Annotated in this window: 22 protein-coding genes and 2 pseudogenes; 16 read left to right on the top strand and 8 right to left on the bottom strand. The window is 67.7% G+C overall.

Annotated features, from left to right (window positions below; all coding sequences use genetic code 11):
• Nucleotides 1-132: 132 nt before the first annotated feature.
• The 3 genes from CDN38_RS11205 to CDN38_RS11195 all read right to left on the bottom strand — a co-directional run bounded on the left by CDN38_RS11205 (nucleotide 133) and on the right by CDN38_RS11195 (nucleotide 3,064).
• Entirely contained in the window at nucleotides 133-1,023 is an 891-nt protein-coding gene (locus CDN38_RS11205) for an aldose 1-epimerase (RefSeq protein WP_075513179.1), read from the bottom strand.
• Nucleotides 1,024-1,112: 89 nt separating this feature from the next.
• On the bottom strand, nucleotides 1,113-2,279 hold the full coding sequence (locus CDN38_RS11200; RefSeq protein WP_075513180.1) for an FAD-binding oxidoreductase: 1,167 nt from the start codon (nucleotides 2,277-2,279) through the stop codon (nucleotides 1,113-1,115).
• A 137-nt stretch (nucleotides 2,280-2,416) separates the two neighbouring features.
• Nucleotides 2,417-3,064, bottom strand: coding sequence for a GAP family protein (locus CDN38_RS11195; RefSeq protein WP_075513181.1), 648 nt, complete (start codon nucleotides 3,062-3,064; stop codon nucleotides 2,417-2,419).
• A gap of 275 nt (nucleotides 3,065-3,339) precedes the next feature.
• Here CDN38_RS11195 and clpB point away from each other — a divergent pair, with 275 nt between their 5' ends.
• Nucleotides 3,340-5,886, top strand: coding sequence for an ATP-dependent chaperone ClpB (gene clpB, locus CDN38_RS11190; protein ID WP_075513182.1), 2,547 nt, complete (start codon nucleotides 3,340-3,342; stop codon nucleotides 5,884-5,886).
• Here clpB and CDN38_RS11185 read toward each other — a convergent pair.
• Nucleotides 5,883-6,692, bottom strand: coding sequence for an enoyl-CoA hydratase/isomerase family protein (locus CDN38_RS11185; protein WP_275539810.1), 810 nt, complete (start codon nucleotides 6,690-6,692; stop codon nucleotides 5,883-5,885). The genes clpB and CDN38_RS11185 overlap by 4 nt on opposite strands.
• A gap of 56 nt (nucleotides 6,693-6,748) precedes the next feature.
• On the bottom strand, nucleotides 6,749-7,189 hold the full coding sequence (locus CDN38_RS11180) for a DsrE family protein (protein WP_201258308.1): 441 nt from the start codon (nucleotides 7,187-7,189) through the stop codon (nucleotides 6,749-6,751).
• A gap of 225 nt (nucleotides 7,190-7,414) precedes the next feature.
• Between CDN38_RS11180 and ttfA the strand changes: the two genes are divergently transcribed.
• From ttfA to CDN38_RS11155, 5 genes are read left to right on the top strand one after another with little or no spacing between them, the layout of a single operon-like run.
• Entirely contained in the window at nucleotides 7,415-8,272 is an 858-nt protein-coding gene (ttfA, locus tag CDN38_RS11175; protein ID WP_075513183.1) for a trehalose monomycolate transport factor TtfA, read from the top strand.
• Between the two features lie 45 nt (nucleotides 8,273-8,317).
• The gene (locus CDN38_RS11170) at nucleotides 8,318-9,091 is read left to right on the top strand and encodes an SDR family NAD(P)-dependent oxidoreductase (protein ID WP_075513184.1); all 774 of its coding nucleotides are present in this window, start codon (nucleotides 8,318-8,320) and stop codon (nucleotides 9,089-9,091) included.
• Nucleotides 9,078-9,617, top strand: coding sequence for an orotate phosphoribosyltransferase (gene pyrE / locus CDN38_RS11165; protein ID WP_036412481.1), 540 nt, complete (start codon nucleotides 9,078-9,080; stop codon nucleotides 9,615-9,617). Before CDN38_RS11170 ends, pyrE begins: the two co-directional genes overlap by 14 nt.
• 10 nt (nucleotides 9,618-9,627) lie before the next feature.
• Nucleotides 9,628-10,521 (top strand): hypothetical protein, encoded by an 894-nt coding sequence (locus CDN38_RS11160; RefSeq protein WP_075513185.1) that lies wholly within the window; start codon nucleotides 9,628-9,630, stop codon nucleotides 10,519-10,521.
• Entirely contained in the window at nucleotides 10,518-11,162 is a 645-nt protein-coding gene (locus tag CDN38_RS11155; protein ID WP_075513196.1) for a TrmH family RNA methyltransferase, read from the top strand. The genes CDN38_RS11160 and CDN38_RS11155 overlap by 4 nt, the downstream gene beginning before the upstream one ends.
• A gap of 221 nt (nucleotides 11,163-11,383) precedes the next feature.
• Here the strand turns inward: CDN38_RS11155 and CDN38_RS11150 are convergent, their stop codons facing one another.
• A complete protein-coding gene (locus CDN38_RS11150; RefSeq protein ID WP_023370097.1) occupies nucleotides 11,384-11,602 on the bottom strand; it encodes a dodecin family protein in 219 nt (72 codons plus the stop codon).
• A gap of 17 nt (nucleotides 11,603-11,619) precedes the next feature.
• A complete protein-coding gene (locus tag CDN38_RS11145; RefSeq protein ID WP_099318953.1) occupies nucleotides 11,620-12,585 on the bottom strand; it encodes a LysR family transcriptional regulator in 966 nt (321 codons plus the stop codon).
• A 33-nt stretch (nucleotides 12,586-12,618) separates the two neighbouring features.
• Between CDN38_RS11145 and CDN38_RS11140 the strand changes: the two genes are divergently transcribed.
• The 9 genes from CDN38_RS11140 (at nucleotide 12,619) to CDN38_RS11095 (ending at nucleotide 22,020) form a co-directional block, all read left to right on the top strand.
• Nucleotides 12,619-13,779, top strand: coding sequence for an XdhC family protein (locus CDN38_RS11140; protein ID WP_075513187.1), 1,161 nt, complete (start codon nucleotides 12,619-12,621; stop codon nucleotides 13,777-13,779).
• A gap of 31 nt (nucleotides 13,780-13,810) precedes the next feature.
• On the top strand, nucleotides 13,811-14,701 hold the full coding sequence (locus tag CDN38_RS11135; protein WP_075513188.1) for an FAD binding domain-containing protein: 891 nt from the start codon (nucleotides 13,811-13,813) through the stop codon (nucleotides 14,699-14,701).
• A 232-nt stretch (nucleotides 14,702-14,933) separates the two neighbouring features.
• Nucleotides 14,934-15,413, top strand: a complete 480-nt coding sequence (locus CDN38_RS11125; RefSeq protein WP_075513189.1) for a (2Fe-2S)-binding protein — start codon at nucleotides 14,934-14,936, stop codon at nucleotides 15,411-15,413.
• Nucleotides 15,410-17,818, top strand: coding sequence for an aerobic carbon-monoxide dehydrogenase large subunit (locus CDN38_RS11120; RefSeq protein ID WP_075513190.1), 2,409 nt, complete (start codon nucleotides 15,410-15,412; stop codon nucleotides 17,816-17,818). The genes CDN38_RS11125 and CDN38_RS11120 overlap by 4 nt, the downstream gene beginning before the upstream one ends.
• Nucleotides 17,819-17,824: 6 nt before the next feature.
• Nucleotides 17,825-18,697 (top strand): XdhC family protein, encoded by an 873-nt coding sequence (locus CDN38_RS11115; RefSeq protein WP_075513197.1) that lies wholly within the window; start codon nucleotides 17,825-17,827, stop codon nucleotides 18,695-18,697.
• Complete coding sequence (locus CDN38_RS11110; protein WP_075513198.1) at nucleotides 18,694-19,269, top strand: nucleotidyltransferase family protein; 576 nt, start codon at nucleotides 18,694-18,696, stop codon at nucleotides 19,267-19,269. Before CDN38_RS11115 ends, CDN38_RS11110 begins: the two co-directional genes overlap by 4 nt.
• Nucleotides 19,266-20,153 (top strand): AAA family ATPase, encoded by an 888-nt coding sequence (locus tag CDN38_RS11105; protein WP_099318952.1) that lies wholly within the window; start codon nucleotides 19,266-19,268, stop codon nucleotides 20,151-20,153. Before CDN38_RS11110 ends, CDN38_RS11105 begins: the two co-directional genes overlap by 4 nt.
• Nucleotides 20,154-20,165: 12 nt before the next feature.
• Nucleotides 20,166-20,798 (top strand): SRPBCC family protein, encoded by a 633-nt coding sequence (locus CDN38_RS11100; protein ID WP_075513192.1) that lies wholly within the window; start codon nucleotides 20,166-20,168, stop codon nucleotides 20,796-20,798.
• 4 nt (nucleotides 20,799-20,802) lie between these two features.
• Nucleotides 20,803-22,020 carry a vWA domain-containing protein gene (locus CDN38_RS11095; protein ID WP_075513193.1) on the top strand — a complete coding sequence of 406 codons (1,218 nt, stop codon included), beginning with the start codon at nucleotides 20,803-20,805 and terminating at the stop codon, nucleotides 22,018-22,020.
• Nucleotides 22,021-22,022: 2 nt separating this feature from the next.
• On the opposite strand, the pseudogene CDN38_RS11090 reads toward CDN38_RS11095, so the two are convergent.
• Nucleotides 22,023-22,409: pseudogene (locus CDN38_RS11090) on the bottom strand (ethanolamine ammonia-lyase light chain EutC); the annotation flags it as partial.
• Nucleotides 22,410-22,621: 212 nt separating this feature from the next.
• On the opposite strand from CDN38_RS11090, the pseudogene CDN38_RS11085 reads away from it, so the two are divergent.
• A pseudogene (locus CDN38_RS11085) lies at nucleotides 22,622-22,827 on the top strand (class I SAM-dependent methyltransferase); the annotation flags it as partial.

The raw sequence follows: 22,827 nt of genomic DNA, 5'->3' as shown, positions 1-22,827 counted from the left end.
GATGTCGTCGCATCCCTCGGGTCCGTGAGTGTCCCAGCGTAATGATTATTCAGAGGTGTGACGGCGGACCGTCTTTGATTCGGAGAAAAACTTCAGAGATGGCGTATCCGGGTCTTTTTGCATTTATAGCGCTCACACACGGATGGAAAATCGGGCGACCGCCGCTTCGCCGCGACGCGCAACCCGATAGCCGCCGCGGCGCAACGCGTCCGTCGGCGCGGTCATCGGCTCGAAGCACACCACATCCTCACCAGGGGGCGCGAAGATCTGCGCCGCCGGAAAGCCGTATTCGAAATGCACCTCCAGCCGCCGGCCGCCACCGGAGACCGCGAACACCGAACCATCGCCAACCTGGTCGTAGCAGTCGTCAAGAGCCTCGTCACGCAATTGCTGTGACATCGCCGGTCGCTCGGCCGTCTCGCCGGTGGGTAATCCCCGCTCGTCGAGATACAAATGCCGCAGCGGCGGTGTCTCGATCATCCAATCGCCGCGCGCGACATCCGTCACGTGCAGGTACGGGTGGAAACCAAAGCACAGCGGCACCGCCCGGTCCGTGGTCGCGGTGACCGTGGTGCGCACCGTCAACGTCCGGTCTGCCAGCCGTACCGCCACCTCGAGCACATGCGGATACGGGAAGCTGGCCAGCAACTTGGGGTCTGCGCCGAAGTCCAGCTCGGCGGTCAGCTCGTTCGTCGATTCGGCCGTCACTCGCCAGCCCGGGTATCCGGCCAAGACGCCGTGGATGGGTAGCCCGGCGGAGTCGGTGCGAACTCCGTTTGCTCCCGGAGTCAGCGTTACCGTCGCGTCTTCGGCGGTATAGGTATTGGCGCCCAGCCGATTCGCCCACGGATACAGAATCGGTATCCCCATCGTCTTTCCCGCGGTGATGTAGGCGTCCAGGCCCTTTCGTTGACCGAGCAGTTGCACACCCTCGTCGGTCAGTGCGCTGCCGATCATCCCGGCCGCGGGCACGAATTGTGCTGCCACCAGGGAGGACGGGTCGCGCAGCGTGACGACGTGCACCCCGCCAGCCTAATCGGCCGGCCCGGCCTGATCGGCGGCTTCCGCCGCCGGCGTTTCTGGTATGGGCCGGTACCGCGGCCGGCGTCACCCTACCGCAACAGCGGATCGTGCTGAATACGGTCCGGCGGTGCGCCTTTGGCGATGAGAGCGGCCTTGGTCGCGCGGACCATGTTCGGGCCACCGCAGATCAGGATCTGCCGGTCGCCCCAGCCGCCGTACTTGGTGACCACGTCGGCCAACCGCCCGGTCTGACGCACATGCAGGCCGCGCGGCGGCGACACGTCGGGGTAGTCGGCGGCCCAGGACGGGTCGCGGGGGTACTCCGAGACCGGCGAGACGGAGAGCCACGGATTGTGTGCGGCAATCTGCCACAGCATGGGCAGGTCGTAGAGCTCGCAGGAATAACGAGCTCCGAAAAACAGGTGGACTCGCGGGTTCTCCGCGAACCGGCTGAGGGCCATGATCAGTGCCCGTAGCGGTGCCAGGCCGGTGCTGCCGGCGACCATGAGCACATCGCCGTCGTCGCGGTCCACGTGGAAGTCGCCGTGCGGGCTGGACAATCGCCACCGGTCACCGGGGCGGGTCTCGTTGACGATGGCGTTGCTCACCAGGCCGCCGGGCACCACCCGGACGTGAAACTCGATCCGGCCGCCCGCGTCGGCGGGAATGGCGGGGCTGAGGTATCGCCAGCGGCGGGGGCATTGCGGGACATGGACGTTGACGTACTGGCCGGGGTGGTAGTCCAGCGGCTGCTCCAGATGCAGGCGGACGACCGCGAGGTCACGCGACACCCGGGTGTGTTCGACCACCGTCCCGTTCCACCACGCGGGCCCCTGCTCGGCGTCGGCGGCGCCGCTCATCACCCCGGTGATCAGGTTGAGTGACTGCTCGGCGGCCCGTTCGACGGCGTCAGTCCAGGAATCGCGCAGTTCGAAGCGCAGTGTCTGATACAGCGCGCGGCGCAAGGTGTCGTATTGGGTTGGGAGGACGCCGTATTTGCGGTGGTCCCGGCCGAGTTGGGCCAGGAAGGTCACCGGTTCCTCGGCGCGCTGGTCGACGAGTTCGCCATACACCCAGTGCAGCGCATGCGCGAAAGCTGCTCGTTGACTGTCCATTTCGGGAGGAAACAGGTCGCGCACCGAAACGTCGATGGCAAACCAGGTGGTGTAGAACCGGCGGACCAGGTCGTTGCGACCCTCCGAAGGGGCGAACGCGTCGCGCAACACCCGCAATGCATCTCGGTCCTCGAGGCCCACGGACCCCGATTCTAGGCTTGCCGGGCGTGGTGCTCAGCGGTCTGGAACATCTTCGAACATCTAATGTGACTACCGGTGACTGCGGGCAACATCGCCTCGAGCTGGCACAGCAAGCGGCGAGCGCAACCCGCCACGCCCTACCGGGCGTGAATTCCCTTGTACAGCACCGCTAACCCGATCACCACCAAGATCGCCGCCACCAGTGCGGTGTTGTGTTTTTCCATCCAATTCTTGAGTCGCTCCAGCGGAGCGTCGAGGCGCTCACCGGCGACGGTGTAGGCCAACACCGGAAGCGCGACCGATGACCCGGCGACAGCGACGAAGAGCGCGGCCGATATCACGGTCCCGCTGTTACCCAGCGCGTCGGTGCCGATTGCCAATCCGGCTGCCGCGCAGATGAATAGCACCTTGGGATTCAGCACGGTCAGTGCCGCTGCGGTCAGCGCCGCCCGCCTCGGGGTGACCGAGGTGAGCGTTCGCATCCAGGCCGGTATGTGGTCGTGACCGCGGCGGGTCAGCCAACGGATGACGCCGAACACGATCAGTGCTATTCCCAGGACGATCCGCAGCCAGGACGCCCACGCGGGGGGCGCCTCACGCAGACCGCCCAGCAGGTTGGAGATGCTGATGGAGACCGCGGTCAGCCCTGCCAGCCCCAGCAGCCAGCCGGTCAGGTAGGCCAGACCGCTCTCCCGGGGATGTTGCGCGTGCAAGACGAGCACTCCCGGGATGATCGATAGCGGCGAAACCGTGATCACCAGGGCAAGCGGCAGCACTTCAACCATTTACGAAGGCTCTCCGACCGTCACGCGAAGAACGGTAGCGGACGTCGTGGTGTTGCACCTGCCGTCACGGGGGGCCTGAGCGTCCGCCGGCCGTCGCCGCCGCCGGGTTTCCCGGACGTCGGGGGTCTCTTGTTACCAAGCTGAGCCAGGTGGTATCAGACATATGGCCGGGCGTTCGCCGACAACCTAGGCTTGAGCGGAACAGACTCAACATTGACGGCGTTGCACAACCCGACAAGCATTTTCACCGAACGTAAATCCCGAACGGAGTTGTCGTGGACTCTTTCAACCCGACCACCAAGACGCAGGCGGCGCTGACGTCGGCCCTGCAAGCGGCTTCGGCTGCCGGCAATCCCGAGATTAGGCCCGCGCACCTGCTGATGGCCCTGTTGACCCAGACCGACGGCATCGCCGCGCCGCTGCTCGAAGCCGTCGGTGTCGAGCCCGCCGCGATCCGCACCGAAGCGCAGCGCCTGCTTGACCGGTTGCCGCAGATTACCGGCGCCAGTGCGCAGCCGCAGCTGTCGCGCGAGTCGCTGGCGGCGATCACCGCCGCCCAGCATTTGGCCACCGAGCTGGACGACGAGTACGTCTCCACCGAGCACGTGATGGTCGGCCTGGCCACCGGCGACTCTGACGTTGCCAAGCTGCTCACCGGCCACGGCGCCTCCCCGCAAGCCCTCAGGGAGGCTTTCGTCAAAGTGCGCGGCAGCGCCCGCGTCACCAGCCCCGAACCCGAGGCGACCTATCAGGCGCTGGAGAAGTACTCCACCGACCTGACCGCACGCGCCCGCGAAGGCAAGCTCGACCCGGTCATCGGGCGCGACAACGAGATTCGCCGCGTCGTGCAGGTTTTGAGCCGTCGCACCAAGAACAACCCGGTGCTGATCGGTGAGCCCGGGGTCGGCAAGACCGCGATCGTCGAGGGCCTGGCCCAGCGGATCGTGGCCGGCGACGTCCCGGAAAGCCTGCGCGACAAGACGATCATCGCGCTCGACCTCGGTTCGATGGTCGCCGGGTCCAAGTACCGCGGCGAGTTCGAGGAACGGCTCAAGGCTGTCCTCGACGACATCAAGAACTCCGCCGGGCAGATCATCACGTTCATCGACGAGCTGCACACCATCGTGGGCGCCGGCGCGACCGGCGAGGGCGCGATGGACGCCGGCAACATGATCAAGCCGATGCTGGCCCGCGGCGAGCTGCGGCTGGTCGGCGCGACGACGCTCGACGAGTACCGCAAGTACATCGAGAAGGACGCCGCGCTGGAGCGCCGTTTCCAGCAGGTGTTCGTCGGCGAGCCATCGGTGGAGGACACCATCGGCATCCTGCGCGGGCTCAAGGACCGTTACGAGGTGCACCACGGCGTGCGGATCACCGACTCGGCGTTGGTGGCCGCGGCCACGCTGTCCGACCGCTACATCACCGCCCGCTTCCTGCCGGACAAGGCCATCGACCTGGTCGACGAGTCGGCCAGCCGGCTGCGGATGGAGATCGACTCGCGGCCCGTCGAGATCGACGAGGTGGAGCGGCTGGTGCGCCGACTGGAGATCGAAGAGATGGCGCTGGCCAAGGAGGAGGACGAAGCGTCCAAGGAGCGGCTGGAAAAGCTGCGCGCCGAGCTGGCCGACCAGAAAGAGAAGCTCGCCGAACTCACCACAAGATGGCAGAACGAGAAAAACGCCATCGAGATCGTCCGCGAGCTCAAGGAACAGCTGGAAGCCCTGCGCGGCGAGTCCGAGCGCGCCGAGCGCGACGGCGACCTGGCCAAGGCCGCCGAGCTGCGCTATGGCCGGATCCCCGAGGTGGAGAAGCAACTCGACGCCGCGCTGCCGCAGGCGCAGGCCCGCGAGCAGGTGATGCTCAAGGAAGAGGTCGGCCCGGACGACATCGCCGACGTGGTGTCGGCCTGGACAGGGATCCCGGCCGGACGGCTGTTGGAGGGCGAAACCGCCAAGCTGCTGCGGATGGAAGACGAGCTGGGCAAGCGGGTCGTCGGCCAGCGCAAGCCCGTGCAGGCCGTCTCTGACGCGGTGCGGCGCAGCCGGGCCGGCGTGTCCGACCCCAACCGGCCGACCGGGGCGTTCATGTTCCTCGGTCCGACCGGTGTCGGTAAGACCGAGCTCGCTAAGGCGCTGGCCGACTTCCTGTTCGACGACGAGCGCGCGATGGTCCGCATCGACATGAGCGAGTACGGCGAGAAGCACACCGTGGCCCGCCTGATTGGTGCCCCGCCCGGGTACATCGGCTACGAGGCAGGTGGTCAGCTGACCGAATCGGTGCGCCGGCGCCCGTACACCGTGGTGCTGTTCGACGAGGTCGAGAAGGCCCACCCCGACGTGTTCGACGTGCTGTTGCAGGTGCTCGACGAAGGCCGGCTCACCGACGGCCATGGTCGCACCGTCGACTTCCGCAACGCCATCCTGATCCTGACGTCCAACCTGGGTTCGGGTGGCACTCCCGAGCAAGTGATGGCAGCGGTGCGCGCGACGTTCAAGCCGGAGTTCATCAACCGGCTCGACGACGTGCTGATCTTCGAGGGCCTCAACCCCGAGGAACTGGTGCAGATCGTCGACATCCAGTTGGCCCAGCTGCAGAAACGGCTGGCCCAGCGGCGGTTGCAGCTGGAGGTGTCGCTGCAAGCCAAGCAGTGGCTGGCGCATCGCGGATTCGACCCGGTGTACGGCGCGCGTCCGTTGCGGCGGCTGGTCCAGCAGGCCATCGGCGACCAGCTGGCCAAGATGCTGCTGGCCGGCGAGGTGCACGACGGCGACGTGGTGCCCGTCAATGTCAGCGCCGACGGCGATTCACTGATCCTGGGCTAGCGCGCCGACGGTTTCGGCGCGGCGCCCAGCTCGAATTCTCGGGTCTGGGCACCGGCGTCGATGATCGCCTGGAGCCGTCGGCGCGCTGCTGGTTCGGCCAGCGTTTCGCGAAGCAGCTGATCCTTGATGCGCAGGCCGGTCACGACGTCCAGCCGCTCGTCCAGGGCGGCGTCCACCGCGCGTTTGGCGGCCGCGATCGCCGTCGGCGGGCACGACGCGATGCGGGCGGCGAGCTGGTCGACGAACCCGCGCAGCTCGTCGGCCGGCAGCGCCCGGTTCAGGTATCCCCAGGCCTCGGCCGTCGCGGCGTCGACGTCCTGGCAACCCAGGATCACTTCGAGGGCCCGGCCGCGACCGACCAGTCGGGGGAGCCGCTGGGTGCCGCCGCCGCCGGGAATGATTCCCAGCGAAACCTCGGGATGGCCCAGCACGGTCGTGCCGAGCGCGGCGTAACGCATGTCGAAGGCCATCACGAACTCGCAGCCGCCGCCGCGGCAGACTCCCTCGAGGACGGCGATGGTTGCCTGGGGCAGGGTTCGGATCCGCTGCGTCATCGCGTGGAAGAACGACAGCTCGTCGTGCAGCGCGGTGTCGGCACTTTCGGGACGGCCATCCAAGTCGCCGAGTAGCGCGACGTCGGCGTGTGCGACGAAGAACTGCGGATCGGCCGAGTCGACGATCAGCACCCGCACACCGTCGTCGCTGGCGACTTCGGCCAGGAGCCGGTCGATCTCGGTCAACAACGGCATGTCCAGCAAGTTGATCGGCGGGTGATCGATCGTCGCCCGGCAGACACCGTTCGCGATGGAGATGCGGATGAGGCGGTAATCCTGATACGACCCTAATACGACCCTAATACGACCTAAGCCTCCGAGATCTTCACGTACCCCTGCTGCACCAGCTGGGTCAGTCGGGCCATGGCGTTTCTGTTGATCCTGGTTCCGGGGATCAGGTCGGCGTTGCGCCAGCCGTTGGCCCTGGCGGTGGCCCCGCACAACTCGATGTGCACTCCCTTGGCTATCAGGTCGGCCAGCACCGCCTTGTACGGATTGCCGGTGCTGACGTGCCGGTTGGCGTTGTAGGCCTGGTCGTCGAGTGTCACGTGTCCGGCATTGGTGTGGAACACGGCGACGACGTGCGAGCTGGCCTGCCACGCGGCGGCGTCGGCCACCACGATTCCCAGGTGGAACAGGACGGCGGGCATGTCCCCTTCGAAGGTGAGCGATGCCACGCTGAACACGACCTTCACCTCGTCGAGTTCGACCGGAACGTCGATATGCAGCGTCTCGTCTGGCAGGGACACAGATGACTCCTATCTCGATAGTGCGATTCGATAGTGCGGATTCGATGTCGGCAATGATCCACCCGGGCCACCAGCGGGCCGCGGGCCACGGGGAAATACGGGTAGCCGCCGTTTGGCCGCCACTCGAGACCGGGCATCCGACGCGCCTGGGTTTTGAGTCCTGTGATTCGGTTGTGACCTGCTCGGATTCTTTATTCGGGCCCATCAGCAGATAGGCTGTCTCCCGTGGTCCCGCTTTGGTTCACGCTGTCCGCGCTGTGTTTCGTCGGTGCGGTGGTGTTGCTGTACGTCGACATCGATCGACGACGCGGGCGCAGCCGACGTCGTAGGTCGTGGGCGCGGTCGCACGGCTTCGACTACGAGCGCGAGTCGACCGAAATCCTGCATCGCTGGAAGCGCGGTGTGATGTCGACGGTCGGTGATGTCCCGGCCAAGAACGTCGTGCTGGGTCAGATCCGGGGCGAGGCCGTCTACATTTTCGATCTCGAGGAAGTCGCCACGGTGATCGCCCTGCACCGCAAGGTGGGCACCAACGTCGTGGTAGACCTGCGGCTCAAGGGACTCAAGGAACCACGGGAAAGCGACATCTGGTTGCTCGGCGCGATCGGGCCGCGGATGGTCTACTCCACCAATCTCGACGCGGCCCGGCGGGCCTGCGACCGGCGCATGGTCACCTTCGCGCACACCGCGCCCGACTGCGCCGAGATCATGTGGAACGAGCAGAACTGGACGTTGGTCAGCCTGCCGATCTCCAGCACCCGCGCCCAGTGGGACGAGGGACTGCGTACCGTGCGCCAATTCAATGACCTGTTGCGGGTGTTGCCGCCGCTGCCGCAGGACGAGACCTCCCAAGAGAGCACAGAACCGGCGCGCAACGCGGCACCAGGGCGTCCGCTGGCATCCGCGCGTCAGGCCGAACTGCCGCCCCGGCGCGCTCAGGTGGACCCGGCCGCCGGCCTGATACCCGATCCGGCTCGTCGGGTGGCCGAGCCGCTGCGTCGTGACGAAGGTCGTCCCGAAGGCGTTCGGCGTCCGCCGCCGGCTGGTCGTAACGGCCGGCAAGCCAGCAACTTCCAGCACTGATAGCGGGGCCCTGGGGGCCGGCGGCCGGTCAGTACACTGTCGCTCATGCCACGGCCCGTCGCGCTGATCACAGGTCCGACTTCCGGGATTGGCTCCGGCTACGCGCGACGCTACGCGCGTGACGGCTACGACCTGGTTCTCGTCGCCCGTGATGTCGACCGGTTGCGGCAATTGGCCGGCGAGTTGGAAGCGCAGGCCGGCGGCGTCGAGATCCTGCCCGCCGACCTGGCCGACGCGGCCGACCGGGCCAAGGTTGCCGAACGGCTCTCCCGGGGCGTGCGGGTGTTGGTCAACAATGCCGGTCTGGGCACCTCCGGGGAATTCTGGACGACCGATCCCGCCCTGCTGCAGGCGCAGCTCGACGTCAACGTGACGGCGGTGATGCAACTGACCCGGGCCGCGTTGCCGGCCATGCTCGAAGCCGGCGCGGGCACCGTCATCAACATCGCCAGCGTCGCCGGTCTGCTCTCCGGCCGCGGGTCCACCTACTCCGCGTCCAAAGCCTGGGTGATCTCGTTCAGCGAGGGCTTGGCCAACGGGTTGCAGGGCACCGGTGTCAGTGTGCACGCCGTATGCCCGGGTTACGTGCACACCGAATTCCATGCCCGGGCCGGCATTGACATGGCCAAGCTCCCGTCGTTCATGTGGCTCGAGGTCGACGACGTGGTCAGCCAGAGTCTGGCCGATGTCATCCGCGGCAAGGTGATCAGTGTCCCGGGCCTGCACTACAAGGCGATTGTGACGGCCGGGCGGCTGATGCCGCGGGGCCTGGTCAGGGCGGCAGTCAAACGTGTCGGTGGCGGCAGTGGCCGAAGCTGACCGCGGCGAGCTCGCCGAGCTGGTGCGCCGGTTGTCGGTGGTGCACGGGCGCGTCACGCTGTCGTCGGGCAAACAGGCCGACTACTACGTCGACCTGCGCCGCGCCACCCTGCATCACCGCGCGTCGGCATTGATCGGCAGGCTGATGCGCGAACTCACCGCCGACTGGGACTACGCGCTCGTCGGCGGCCTGACGCTCGGCGCCGACCCGGTGGCGACCGCCATCATGCACGCGCCCGGCCGCCCGATCGACGCGTTCGTCGTCCGCAAGTCAGCGAAAACCCATGGCCTGCAACGACTTATCGAGGGTTCCGAGGTGTCCGGCCAGCGGGTCCTGGTGGTCGAGGACACCAGTACCACGGGCAACTCCGCGCTGACCGCGGTGCACGCCGTCCAAGATGCCGGAGGCGAGGTGGTCGGCGTGGCCACTGTCGTGGACCGCGCCACCGGTGCCGCCGAGGCTATCGAGGCCGCGGGTCTGCCGTACCGCAGCGTGCTGGGGCTTGCCGATCTGGGGCTGGGCTAGGCCGGCGGCGGTGCGTGTTCTGGTTGCGCTGATCATGGCGTTGGCGTGTCTGGCGGCTTGCTCCGATTCGAGACCCGATCGCATCTATGGCGCCCAGAGCGCCCGGCTGGGCGAGTCGCTGCCGGTGCTGGGGTGGAACATGGCGGTGTCGAATCTGCGCTGGTCCGCTGACTACGTGCTGGTCGACGTCGATGCCGCGCCGAGCGACCGCCATGCGCCGCACGCCAAACCGGAGGACGTTCGCTACGGCCTCTACGGTGCCGTGGCCCATCCGCTGGAGTCGACTGGTATCGGCAGTTGCGACGACGCGATGACCAAGGTGCGCGATATCGCCAAGCCGCTGTCGGCGCCGCCGGACCGGCTCACCGGCACGGTCTGTCTGGGCCCGCTGACCGACCGCAGCGCGGTGCGCGGTGTGTATGCCTATTCGCCTCATGATCGGATCCCCAATACCGCGGCGGCTTATCCGGCCGCATTTCCGGTGGGGATGTTGCCGACCAATCAGAACGACACCGGTCTGGTGGTCAAGACCACCAGTTTGTCGGCCTGGCGCGCCGACGGTACGCCCGTGACCAAGACCCAGCTCGGGGACCCGGCGGCATTCACCGGCAACGGCTACATGTTGCTGGGGCTGGCGGCCGATGCGCTGGCGACCCGCTATCGCGACGACTCCGCCGCCCGCGGCGGGCCGATGATGCTGCTTGCCGCGCCGACGTTGCCCGGCCGCGGATTGAGCCCGGCCTGCGCGACCTACGGCGCATCGGTGCTGGTCCTGCCGGATGCGTCCCGCGACGCCGTACACGTCGACGCGTCGCTGTGCACCCAGGGTGAAATCAACCAGGCGCTGCTGTATGCGACGGTGGCGATCGTGGGTACTCACGCCGCGGTGTGGACGTCGCGATGAACGACGCGGGACCCACCGAATGGGGCACGCCGGCCAGCGGTGTCGGTCCCTGGACGGGCCTGGTTCCAGACGACGCGCGATATGACCCAGAGTTGTTGCGCCACGGCGATACTCGCAATGTCGTCGACGCCTACCGGTATTGGACCAGGGAGGCTATCGTCGCCGACATTGATCGGCGCCGTCACCCGCTGCACATCGCGATCGAGAACTTCGGTCACGACGCCAACATCGGTTCGGTGGTGCGCACCGCGAACGCGTTCGCGGTGGACACCGTGCACATCGTCGGCCGCCGCCGCTGGAACCGCCGTGGCGCCATGGTGACCGACCGCTATCAGCGGTTGCGCCACCACGACAGCACCGCCGAGTTGCTCGACTTCGCCGTGGGCGCCGGTTTGACGGTGGTCGCCGTCGACAACGTGCCCGGGGCGGCTCGGCTGGAGGAGACGACGCTGCCGCGCGAGTGCCTGCTGGTGTTCGGTCAGGAAGGACCCGGCATCACCGACGACGCCCGCGTTGGGGCGTCGATCACGGTGTCGATCGCCCAGTTCGGCTCAACCCGCAGCATCAACGCCGGCGTGGCCGCCGGGATCGCGATGCATGCGTGGATCAGGCAGCATGCCGACTTGTCGCGGGCTTGGTGAATCGAGTGTGCGGCTGGGGCGCCGAGTGTGCTTTGGTGGCGCCGAGTGTGCGTCTGCGGCACCGAGTGTGCGGCTGGGGCGTGCTCGCGGCGAATTCTCAGCCCTGGATACACGGTCAAAGCCGTGGACGCACACTCGAAGCCATACGCGCACACTCGAAGCCAGACGCGCGACGGCCCGACGGCGCAACCGCCCGGCAACCGCAACGGCTCGGATTGAGGCTAATCGCGCGGTTTGGCCGGCCTCATCTTGAACGAGATCTCGAGCTTGATCCGGAAGGTGATCTTGCCGCTCGAGTCCACCGACATGTCCTGCTCGATGACTCGGGCCACCCGGATGTCGTCCACGCTTTCGCGTGCCCGCTGCACCGCCTCCGCCGCGGCCTGCTCCCAGGAGGTCGGGCTGGTCCCGATGATGTCGATCACCTTGTACACGCTCATGGGGGTAAAGCGTATAGCTAACTCCACAAGGTGACGTGGACCTTCGGGCGGAACCGCGCCACACCGACCCCGCTGCCGCGGATCATCGCCTGGGTGCACCGCGGGGTGGTGATGAACCGGACCAGTTCGGACACCGCGGGCTGACGGGCCGAGGGCGCCAACGTCGAGGCACACCACTCGCCGAACCTATCCAGTCCCGGACCGGTCACGTGCACCAACCGTCCGGCGGCCAGGTCCTTGGCGACCGCGAAGCCGATGGTCAGTGTGACACCACCGACTCGCCGGATCTCCTCGAGGGCAGCGGCATCGCTCTGAAAAATTCGCTGGTGCGATTCTGGAATCGCCAAGTCCCGCAACATGATTGCGATCTCACCGTCCACGCTGCCCGCCGAGGGGCCGAGCATCCACTGCTGCTGACGCAACAACGCGGGAGTCGGAATGCCAACGGCCAGTGGGCTGTTGGGTGCCACGACGGTGATGATCTGATACTTCAGAAAGGGCCGCACAAAGAGCGAGCCGTCGGCACCGTGGCGGCTTTCACTGGCCGGGCCGATGGCGATGTCAACCGCCCGAGACAGAATCAGGTCGCGGAACCGGCTCGTCGGATGCACGCTCAACTCGACGGACAGGTCGTCGGCTCGAGACGAGAACAGCTCGATCAGGCCCGGTGCCGCGTGCTCGGCGAAGGTGCTGGACGCGGCGATGCGCAGTAGCCGGCGGCCGTGGGCGGCCTCGGTGACCTCGATCGCCGTCTGTTGCTGGAGGCCCAGGATCTCCACGGCCCGGCTGGCCAGCCGCAGCCCGCCGGGGGTGAACGCCAACCCGGCACCGGTCCTGGTGAACAGCTGGTCGTCGAGCTCCTTGCGCAACGCCGCGATGTGCATGGAGACACCGGCATCGGAGAGGCCGAGCTCTGCGGCGGCCGCTCGCACCGAGCCCAGCCGCACCACCGCCGAATAGGCCCGAAGTTGAGCCGGAGTCATGGAAAGAGCCTACTTCTGGCTTAGTTTAAGGGGGTGCGTGACGTGCTTGCCGAGCTGCTGTCGATCTGGCGCGCCGGTGATACCGCGGGGTTGGCGACGGTCGTGCGGACATTGCGGTCTGCGCCCCGGCCCCCGGGTGCGGCGATGGTGGTGGCACCCGACGGTTCGGTGAGCGGGTCGGTGTCGGGTGGTTGTGTGGAGGGTGCTGTCTACGAACTCGCCACCGAGGTGGTACACAGCGGGACGCCCCGGTTGGAACGGTACGGTGTCAGCGACGATGACGCCTTCGCGGTGGGCCTGACCTGTGGCGGCATTATCGATGTCTTCGTCGAATCCGTCTCGCACTCAACGTTTCCCGAACTCGGTGCGGTGGCCGGGGACATCGCCGCCCATCGGCCGGTGGCGATCGCGACCGTGATCACCCACCCGGACACCCAATGGATTGGCCGAAGGCTTGTCGTGTATCCCGACGTGATTGCCGGATCGCTCGGTTCCGAGCGTGCCGACGCCGCGGTGACCGACGACGCGCGCGGTTTGCTTGCGCTGGGACGCAACGAAATTCTCGAGTACGGGCCCGATGGGCAACGCCGGGGCGAAGGCATGGAGGTCTTCGTGTCCAGCTTCGCGCCGCGCCCGCGGATGCTGGTGTTCGGCGCGATCGACTTCGCCGCCGCACTGGCGCGGCAGGGATCGTTCCTGGGCTATCGGGTCACCGTCTGCGACGCTCGCGCCGTCTTTGCCACGGCCGCGCGTTTTCCGACGGCCGACGAGGTCGTCGTCGAGTGGCCGCACCGTTACCTGGCGGCCCAGGCCGAGGCGGGCGCCGTCGACGAGCGCACGGTGATCTGCGTGCTCACCCACGATCCGAAGTTCGACGTGCCGGTGCTCGAGGTGGCGCTGCGCCTGCCCCGGGTCGGGTATGTCGGGGCGATGGGATCGCGCCGGACGCACGACGACCGGGTGCAGCGGCTTCGGGCGGTCGGGCTGACCGACGCCGAACTGAGCCGGTTGTCCAGCCCGATCGGACTGGACCTCGGCGCCCGTACGCCCGAGGAGACGGCGGTGTCGATCGCCGCCGACATCATCGCCCGGCGGTGGGGCGGGCGCGGGCGCCCGTTGGCCGAGACCGACGGGCGGATCCACCATGACCCGCAGGTAGAAGGCGAGTTCAGCGATCACTTAAGTCGGCATTGACGCTCGTTGAGCAGCGGCTGACACTGGGCGCATGCAAGTACCTGGGCCCTTCGAATACGAGCGTGCGACCAGTGTCGACCACGCCATCGGATTACTGGATCGGTTGGGGGAGGGGGCGCGAGTGGTCGCCGGCGGCCACAGCCTGCTGCCGATGATGAAGCTGCGCATCGCCAACCCGGAGTATCTGGTCGACATCAACGACCTGGTGCCCGAACTCGGATACGTGATCACCGACCCGACCCTGGTGCGCATCGGCGCGATGACCCGGCATCGCGAGATCCTGGAGTCGGACACGCTGGCGGCGGTGTGCCCGATCTTCCGCGATGCCGAACGCGTGATCGCCGACCCGGTGGTTCGCAACCGCGGCACCCTGGGCGGTTCGCTGTGTCAGGCCGATCCGGCCGAGGACCTGTCGACGGTATGCACGGTACTGGACGCCGTGTGCCTGGCGCGGGGGCCGTCGGGCGAGCGTGAGATCGCGATCGACGACTTCATGGTGGGACCATACGAGACCGCGGTGGCGCACAACGAGATCCTGGTCGAGGTACGTATCCCGGTGCGGCTCAACACCTCCAGCGCATATGCGAAAGTTGAACGGCGGGTTGGTGATTGGGCCGTCACCGCGGCCGGTGCGTCGATCACGCTCGACGGCGACACCATCGCCGCCGTCCGGGTGGGTCTCACCGCGGTGAATCCCAATAGGACAGCGCTCGCCGAGCTTTCCCAGGAGCTGGTGGGCCGGCCGGCCACCGAAGAAACGTTCGCCGAGGCGGGCCGGCAGGCAAGCCAAGCCTGTGATCCGGTGACCGATATTCGCGGCACCGCCGAGTACAAGCGCCACCTGGCTTCCGAATTAACCATCCGTACGCTGCGCACCGCGACCGAGCGGGTGCGCAATATCCCTGAGCCGGAAGGGAACTAGTGGCGATCGCAAGCGCGGCGGAGCCGGGCGCGGCGGGTCGCCGCCAGACAGGACTAGTGGCGATCGCAAGCGCGGCGGAGCCGGGCGCGGCGGGTCGCCGCCAGACAGGACTAGTGGCGATCGCAAGCGCGGCGGAGCCGGGCGCGGCGGGTCGCCGCCAGACAGGACTAGTGGCGATCGCAAGCGCGGCGGAGCCGGGCGCGGCGGGTCGCCACCAGAAAGGAGCAAGCCCATGCAGGTAAACATGACCGTCAACGGCGAACAGGTCACCGCAGAGGTCGAACCCCGGATGCTGCTGGTACATTTCCTCCGGGATCAGTTGGGGCTCACCGGAACTCACTGGGGCTGTGACACCAGCAACTGCGGAACCTGTGTGGTCGACGTCGACGGCGTCCCGGTGAAGTCGTGCACCATGCTGGCCGTCATGGCATCCGGGCGCAGCGTGCGGACCGTTGAAGGATTGGCGGGGGTTGACGGATCACTCGACCCGGTGCAAGAAGGGTTCATGCGCTGTCACGGGCTGCAATGCGGCTTTTGCACACCGGGAATGATGATCACCGCCCGGGCGCTGCTGGACCGCAACCCCAGTCCCGACGAGCAGACCATCCGGGAGGCCATCTCCGGGCAGATCTGCCGGTGCACCGGATACACGACAATCGTGCGGTCCATCCAATGGGCCGCCCAGCACCAGACCGCAAAGGCCGAGTCATGACCACCTTTAAAGAGGGGGCATCAAGGCCTCCGTCACCGGAAGACACCGCTGACAACGACCAGAAGCCTTGCGGCCACGGTCGGATGCTGCGCAAGGAGGATCCCCGTTTTATCCGCGGCCGCGGCACCTACGTCGACGACGTCACGCTGCCCGGGATGCTGCACCTGGCGATCCTGCGCTCGCCGTATGCGCACGCCCGCATCGTCAGCATCGACACCACTGCGGCCCTGGCCCATCCGAAGGTCAAGGCGGTGGTGACCGGCGCCGACCTGGCCGAGAAGGGCCTGGCCTGGATGCCGACACTGGCCAACGACGTGCAAGCCGTGCTGGCCACCGACAAGGTGCGCTTCCAGGGCCAAGAGGTGGCGTTCGTCGTTGCCGAAGACCGGTATTCGGCCCGCGATGCGCTGGAGCTGATCGACGTCGAGTACGACCCGCTCGATCCTGTCGTGGACGTCCGTAAAGCGCTCGACCCGGCCGCGCCGGTGATCCGCACCGATCTGGAAGGCAAGAAAGACAACCACATCTTCGACTGGGAGACCGGCGACCCGGCCGCCACCGAAGCGGTGTTCGCCAAGGCCGATGTCGTCGTCAAGCAGGAGATGGTCTATCCGCGGGTACACCCCGCTCCGATGGAAACCTGCGGTGCGGTAGCCGATGTGGATCCGGTCAGCGGAAAGCTGACGCTGTGGACCACGTCGCAGGCACCGCACGCCCACCGCACGCTGTACGCATTGGTGGCCGGCCTGCCCGAACACAAGATCCGCGTCATCTCGCCCGACATCGGCGGCGGCTTCGGCAACAAGGTGCCGATCTACCCCGGCTATGTGTGCGCGATCGTCGGCTCACTGGTGCTGGGCAAGCCCGTCAAGTGGATGGAGGACCGCAGCGAGAACCTGACCTCCACCAGCTTCGCGCGCGACTACATCATGGTCGGCGAGATCGCGGCCACCAAGGACGGCAAGGTTCTCGCAATCCGCAGCAACGTGCTGGCCGACCACGGCGCGTTCAACGGCCAGGCGGCGCCGACGAAGTACCCGGCGGGTTTCTTCGGGGTGTTCACCGGCAGCTACGACCTGGAAGCCGCCTACTGCCACATGACGGCGGTGTACACCAACAAGGCGCCCGGCGGGGTGGCCTACGCGTGCTCGTTCCGGATCACCGAGGCGGTGTATTTCGTCGAACGTCTGGTGGACTGTCTGGCCTTCGAGCTGAAGATGGACCCGGCCGAGCTGCGGCTGCGAAACCTGCTGAAGCCCGAGCAATTCCCGTACACCACCAAAACGGGCTGGGTGTACGACTCGGGTGACTACGAGGCCACCATGCGCAAGGCCATGGACATGATCGGCTACGACGCGTTACGCGAGGAACAACGCCGCAGACGGCAGCAGGGCGAGCTGATGGGCATCGGCATGTCGTTCTTCACCGAGGCCGTGGGCGCCGGGCCTCGCAAGGACATGGACATCCTCGGCCTCGGCATGGCCGACGGCTGCGAGCTGCGGGTGCATCCGACGGGCAAAGCCGTTGTGCGGCTTTCGGTTCAGACCCAGGGCCAGGGTCATGAGACGACGTTTGCGCAGATCGTCGCCGAGGAGCTGGGCATCCCGCCCGACGATATCGAGGTGGTACACGGCGACACCGACCAGACCCCGTTCGGGCTGGGCACCTACGGCAGCCGCTCGACCCCGGTATCGGGTGGGGCCGCCGCTCTGGTGGCCCGCAAGGTGCGCGACAAGGCCAAGATCATCGCCTCGGGCATGCTGGAAGTCTCGGTGGCCGACCTGGAATGGGAGAAGGGCAAGTTCCACGTCAAGGGTGACTCGTCGGCGTCAGTGACCATCCAGGACATCGCGATGCGTGCCCACGGCGCCGGTGATCTGCCGGAGGGCATCGAGGGCGGGCTGGACGCCGAGGTGTGCTACAACCCGTCGAACCTGACCTACCCCTGCGGCGCGTATTTCTGTGTGGTGGACGTCGATCCGGGCACCGGCGTGGTCAAGGTGCGCCGCTTCCTGGCCGTGGATGACTGCGGCACCCGGATCAACCCGATGATCATCGAGGGCCAGGTGCACGGCGGTGTCGTCGACGGCATCGGGATGGCGCTGATGGAGATGATCGCCTTCGACGAGGACGGCAACTGCCTGGGCGGCTCGCTGATGGACTACCTGATTCCGACCGCGCTCGAGGTGCCGCACCTGGAGACCGGCCACACCGTCACGCCGTCACCGCATCACCCGATCGGCGCCAAGGGCATCGGCGAGTCGGCCACCGTCGGATCCCCGCCGGCCGTGGTGAACGCGGTGGTGGATGCGTTGGCCCCGTTCGGAGTTCGCCACGCCGACATGCCCCTGACACCGTCGCGGGTCTGGGAGGCCATGCAAGGCCGCGCCAGACCGCCGATTTAGACCATGATGACCATCAGCGAACGGGCTCAGCAACTACTGGCGGCACGGACACCGTTCGTGCACGCGACCGTGGTGCGGGCCCAGCCGCCCGCCTCCGCCTATCCGGGTGACGAGGCAATACTGTTGGCGGACGGTACCATTGAAGGCTTCGTCGGCGGCCAGTGCGCGCAGCACTCGGTCCGCAAGGCGGCGCTGGGCGCATTGCAGGCCGGTGAAAGCGTGCTGCTGCGGGTGCTTCCCGACGGCGACGTGCACTTCCCGGAAGCGCCCGGCGCCTGCGTGGTGGTCAACCCGTGTTTGTCCGGCGGGGCGCTGGAGATCTTCTTGACCCCGCAGCTGCCGGCGCCGCTGATCCGGGTCTACGGCGCCACGCCGATCGCGGACGCGCTGATCCAGCTGTGTGGCGTGCTCGGGTACGACGCGCAACGCGACAGCGAGCGGGGTGATGCCACCGCCTCGCCGACCGCCGTCGTGATCGCCAGCCACGGCGGGCCGGAGGCCGAAACCATCCGTGCCGCACTGGATAACGACGTCGGGTATATCGGCCTGGTGGCCAGCAAGGTCCGCGGCGCCTCGATCCTGAGTTCGCTGGACCTGTCCGAGGCCGAGCGGGCCCGCATCCACACCCCGGTAGGCTTGCCGATCGGCGCCAAGACCCCGGCGGAGATCGCGGTGTCGATCGCCGCCGAGCTGATCGCAGCGCTGCGCAAGGGCAATTTGAACGCGCCCGCAACCGCGCCGCCGGAGGCGGTCGACCCGGTATGCGGCATGACGGTGACCGTCGGGCCCACGACCGAGCACCTGCGGCGAGAAGGCACCGACTACTGGTTCTGCGGTTCGGGATGCCGTGCCGCATTCGCAAACCGGCCGGTCGGATGACGGTCACCGGTGTCGTGCTGGCCGCCGGCAGGTCCCGACGGCTGGGCACGCCCAAACAGCTGCTGCCATACCGGGATACGACGCTGCTGGGAGCGACCCTGGAGGTCGCTCGCCGTGCCGGATTCGATCAGCTGATCGTCACGCTGGGCGGCGCGGCCCAGAAGGTGCGTGACGGGGTGCCGCTGGCCGGGGTCGACGTGGTGGTCGTCGACGACCACGGGGCCGGGTGTTCGGCGTCGCTGCGGGAGGCACTGCAACGGGTGGACCCGCAGGCCGCCGGCATCGTGCTGATGCTGGGCGACCAGCCGGGCGTGGACCCCGCGACGCTGCGGCAGCTGGCGACCCGAGGACCGGCCGCCGAAATCATGGTGTGCCGCTACGCCGACGGCATCGGACATCCATTCTGGCTGAGCCGCAACATCTTCGGCGAGCTGGCGCAACTGCACGGTGACAAGGGGGTGTGGAAGCTGATGGAGTCGGGCCGGCACCAGGTGCGCGAACTCACGGTCGACGGCCCGGTACCGCTCGACGTGGACACCTGGGACGACTACCAGCGGCTGGTGACATCGTGATGTTCACCGACCCCGACGAGGTCGTCCACCGGTTCGACGCGCACGACTACCTGCTCGACATGGGGACCGCCTCGGCGATCTATCTCGCAGTCACCCTCGGCAGACCGCTGCTGCTGGAAGGCGAACCCGGCGTCGGCAAGACGACGGCCGCCAAAACCCTTGCCGCCGTGCTGGATACCACCCTGGTCCGGCTGCAGTGTTATGAGGGGCTGACCGCGAGCGAGGCGCTGTACGACTGGAACTACCAGCGCCAGCTGCTGGCCATCCGGCTGGCCGAAGCGCGGGGCACCGGTATTGAGGAGGCAGATCTCTACACCGAGGCCTACCTGGTGGACCGGCCGATCCTGCGCTGTGTCCGCCATCGCGGCCCGACCCCGCCGGTGCTGCTGATCGACGAAATCGACCGCGCCGACGACGAATTCGAGGCGCTGCTGCTGGAATTCCTCGGCGAATCCGCCGTCACCGTCCCGGAGTTGGGCACCTTCGTCGCCGAGCGGCCGCCGGTCGCGGTGCTCACCTCCAACCGCAGCCGCGACCTGCACGACGCCCTGCGGCGGCGCTGTCTGTACCACTGGATCGACTACCCGGAGCCGGCCCGGGCCGCGGCGATCGTCCGCCGGACGGTGCCCGGGGCCACCGCGCCGCTGATCCAGCACGCCACCCAATTCGTGGGCCGCACACGCGATCTCGACCTGGACAAGCCGCCGGGCGTGGCCGAGACCATCGACTGGGTCGCCGCCCTGGTGTCGCTCGGCGTCGCCGACCTGCAGGACGAATCGTTTCCGGAGGCGCTCGCCAGCCTGGGGGCGCTGGCCAAGACACCCGACGACCGTACGCTGATTCGTGACGCGTACACCGCTTTCACCGAGTGCAGCCGGACATGAGAGGACCGCAGCATGAAGATCGCCAACGAGTTCAGCGTCAGCGCCCCGATCGAACAGGCCTGGGACGTGCTGTGCGACCTCGAGAAGGTGATCCCGCTGATGCCCGGGGCGCAACTGACCGGCCACGACGGCGACGATTACCTGGGCAAGGTCAAGGTCAAGGTGGGTCCGGTGACCAGCGAATTCAGTGGCAAGGTGCATTTCGTCGAGCAGGACCGCGACCAGCACCGCGCGGTGATCGACGCCAAAGGCAAGGAAGCCCGGGGCACCGGCAACGCGGCCGCCACCGTCACCGCCCAGCTGCGCGAGGCGGGCGAGCGTACCCAGGTGACCGTCGACACCGACCTGAAGATCGTCGGCAAGCTGGCCCAATTCGGCAGCGGAATGCTGCAGCAGGTCTCGGAGAAGTTGCTGAGCCAGTTCGTCGATTCGCTGGAAGCCGAACTCGCGGCGACGGGCCCGGCAACCGCGACCGGCCCTGAGCCCGCGGCCGGCCCCGCGCGCTCAGCAGGTCCAGCCGCCGAACGCGCTCCGATCGACCTGCTGGAGCTCGCCGGCGCCGACCGGCTGAAGAAGTACGCTGCGGTGGCGCTGGCGGTGACGGCCGTGCTGGTGCTGCTCTGGGTGCTGCGCCGGCGGCGCTGACGAGATGAACACGCCCATCGACACGCCGTTGTTGCGGGGCGTCGATCTGGCGGCGTTCGCGGCCGCCATGGTGGCACGGCTGCGCAGCGCCGGGGTTCACGTATCCGCAAGCGGCCCAGCAAGTTTCGTGCAGGCGCTGCGTCAGCTGGTGCCGCACACCGCGGCGACGCTGTACTGGGCCGCCAGGTTGACGCTGGTGAACCGGATGGAAGATCTCGTCGCCTTCGATGCGGTGTTTGCCGCGGTGTTCGGCGCCGTCGACGGTGATGCTGTGGGGCCGCCCGCGCCGTCGCTGCCACTCGGTGGCCCCCGCACCCCCGCGGCCGGGACCGTGCACCGCGCAGGCAGCCGTTCCGGCGGTGGCGCCGACACGCTGCCGTGGGCCACCCGGACCAGCCCCGAAGAGACCGGCGCCCCCGGCCCCAGTGTCCAGCTGCCGCAGTACCTGCCCAGCCGCATCGCTGCCCTGGCCGACGAACCGTTCGACCGGTTCGATCCCGACGACCTCAGGCTGCTCGGGGAGTGGCTGGAGACCGCGGTGCAACGCTGGCCGCGTCGGCGCAGCCTGCGGTTGGAGTCTAGCCGGCACGGCAAGCACATTGATCTGCGCGCGACCATCAACGCGTCGCGGTCGACCGGCTGGGAGGCGATGCTGCTGGCGCGTAGCCGGCCGCGCCGCCGACTGCGGCGGATTGTGCTGGTGTGCGATGTGAGCCGGTCGATGCAGCCGTACGCCGCGATCTATCTGCATCTGATGCGAGCTGCGGCGCTGCGCCAGGCGGGAATCCGGCCCGAGGTGTTCGCCTTCTCGACGTCCCTGACCCGGCTCACCGCGGTGTTGTCGCATCGCTCGGCCGAGGTGGCGCTGCAACGGGCCAACGCCAAGGTGACCGACCGCTACGGCGGCACGTTCATCGGCCGCAGCGTCGGCGCCCTGTTGGCCCCGCCCTATGGCAATGCGTTGCGCGGCGCGGTGGTGATCATCGCCTCCGATGGCTGGGACAGCGATCCCCCCGAGGTGCTGGACCACGCGCTGGCCCGGGTGCGTCGCCGCGCCGAGCTGCTGATCTGGCTCAACCCGCGCGCCGCGCAGGCGGAGTTCCGGCCGCTGACCGGTTCGATGGCGGTGGCACTGCCCTATTGCGATCTTTTTCTGCCGGCACATTCCCGGACCGGATTACGCCAGCTGCTCTTGGCGCTGGCCAGGACGCCAGCCCGGTGAAGTCATTCGACACTGAGTACGCCGCCGGCGACCACTTTGTTGCGCGAGTTGTCTTTGAGGGCGACACCCGAGCGGCCAAGTTTGCGGGCTTCCGAGATGAGCGCCGCAGCGGTTGCCGCGGCCGTTCGATAATCAAGGCCGTCGGGCGGGTGGATGTTGGAGATGCAGTTGCGCTCCGCGTCGGTGAGTCCCGGCGCCGGCAGATGGGTCAGGTAGATGCCGAGACTGTCCGTAACCGATAGTCCAGGGCGTTCGCCGATGATCACGAGCAGTGTTTTCACCCCGAGGGCGTGACCAATCTGGTCGCCGAGGGCGACGCGCGCCTGGGTTGCGATCACCAGCGGGGCAATGCGATACCGGCCGTTGAATTCGCGGACCAGCGCCTCAACCACGCCGACCGCGTGGTTAGTCCGAAGTTCCCCCCTGCGGGGCGGTCCTGAGGGGTCTGCATCGTTATGAGCAGGTGTTTCGCGTCCGATGGCTGCCGATTACGTAGACATGTATTGGAGACATCCTGGTGACGCACACCCGGTTCCTCGACGGTTTCCTTGCCGACGCGGGCCGGGCGTCCAGGCCCGACCCCAGGATCACCGCCTGACGAATCCCCGCCCGGCCGTATCGGCTGTGGTGGCCACCGGGGACAACGGTGTACGAGATAGACCAGCCCCGAGTGATCGAATTCAAGACCGGCTTGTTGCACGGGCGGTGCGCGGTCGGCATCGACCTTCGCCACGATTGGCTGGCGGCCTTGTGGCGGGTCGGTTTCGACGCGGACCAGCCCACGGTGTGGATCGCCGAGAACCTGCT

The organism is Mycobacterium ostraviense (genome assembly GCF_002705925.1).
Taxonomy (GTDB): domain Bacteria; phylum Actinomycetota; class Actinomycetes; order Mycobacteriales; family Mycobacteriaceae; genus Mycobacterium; species Mycobacterium ostraviense.
The sequence above is the reverse complement of the archived record's forward strand: the minus strand, read 5'-3'. Positions and strand labels throughout refer to the sequence as shown.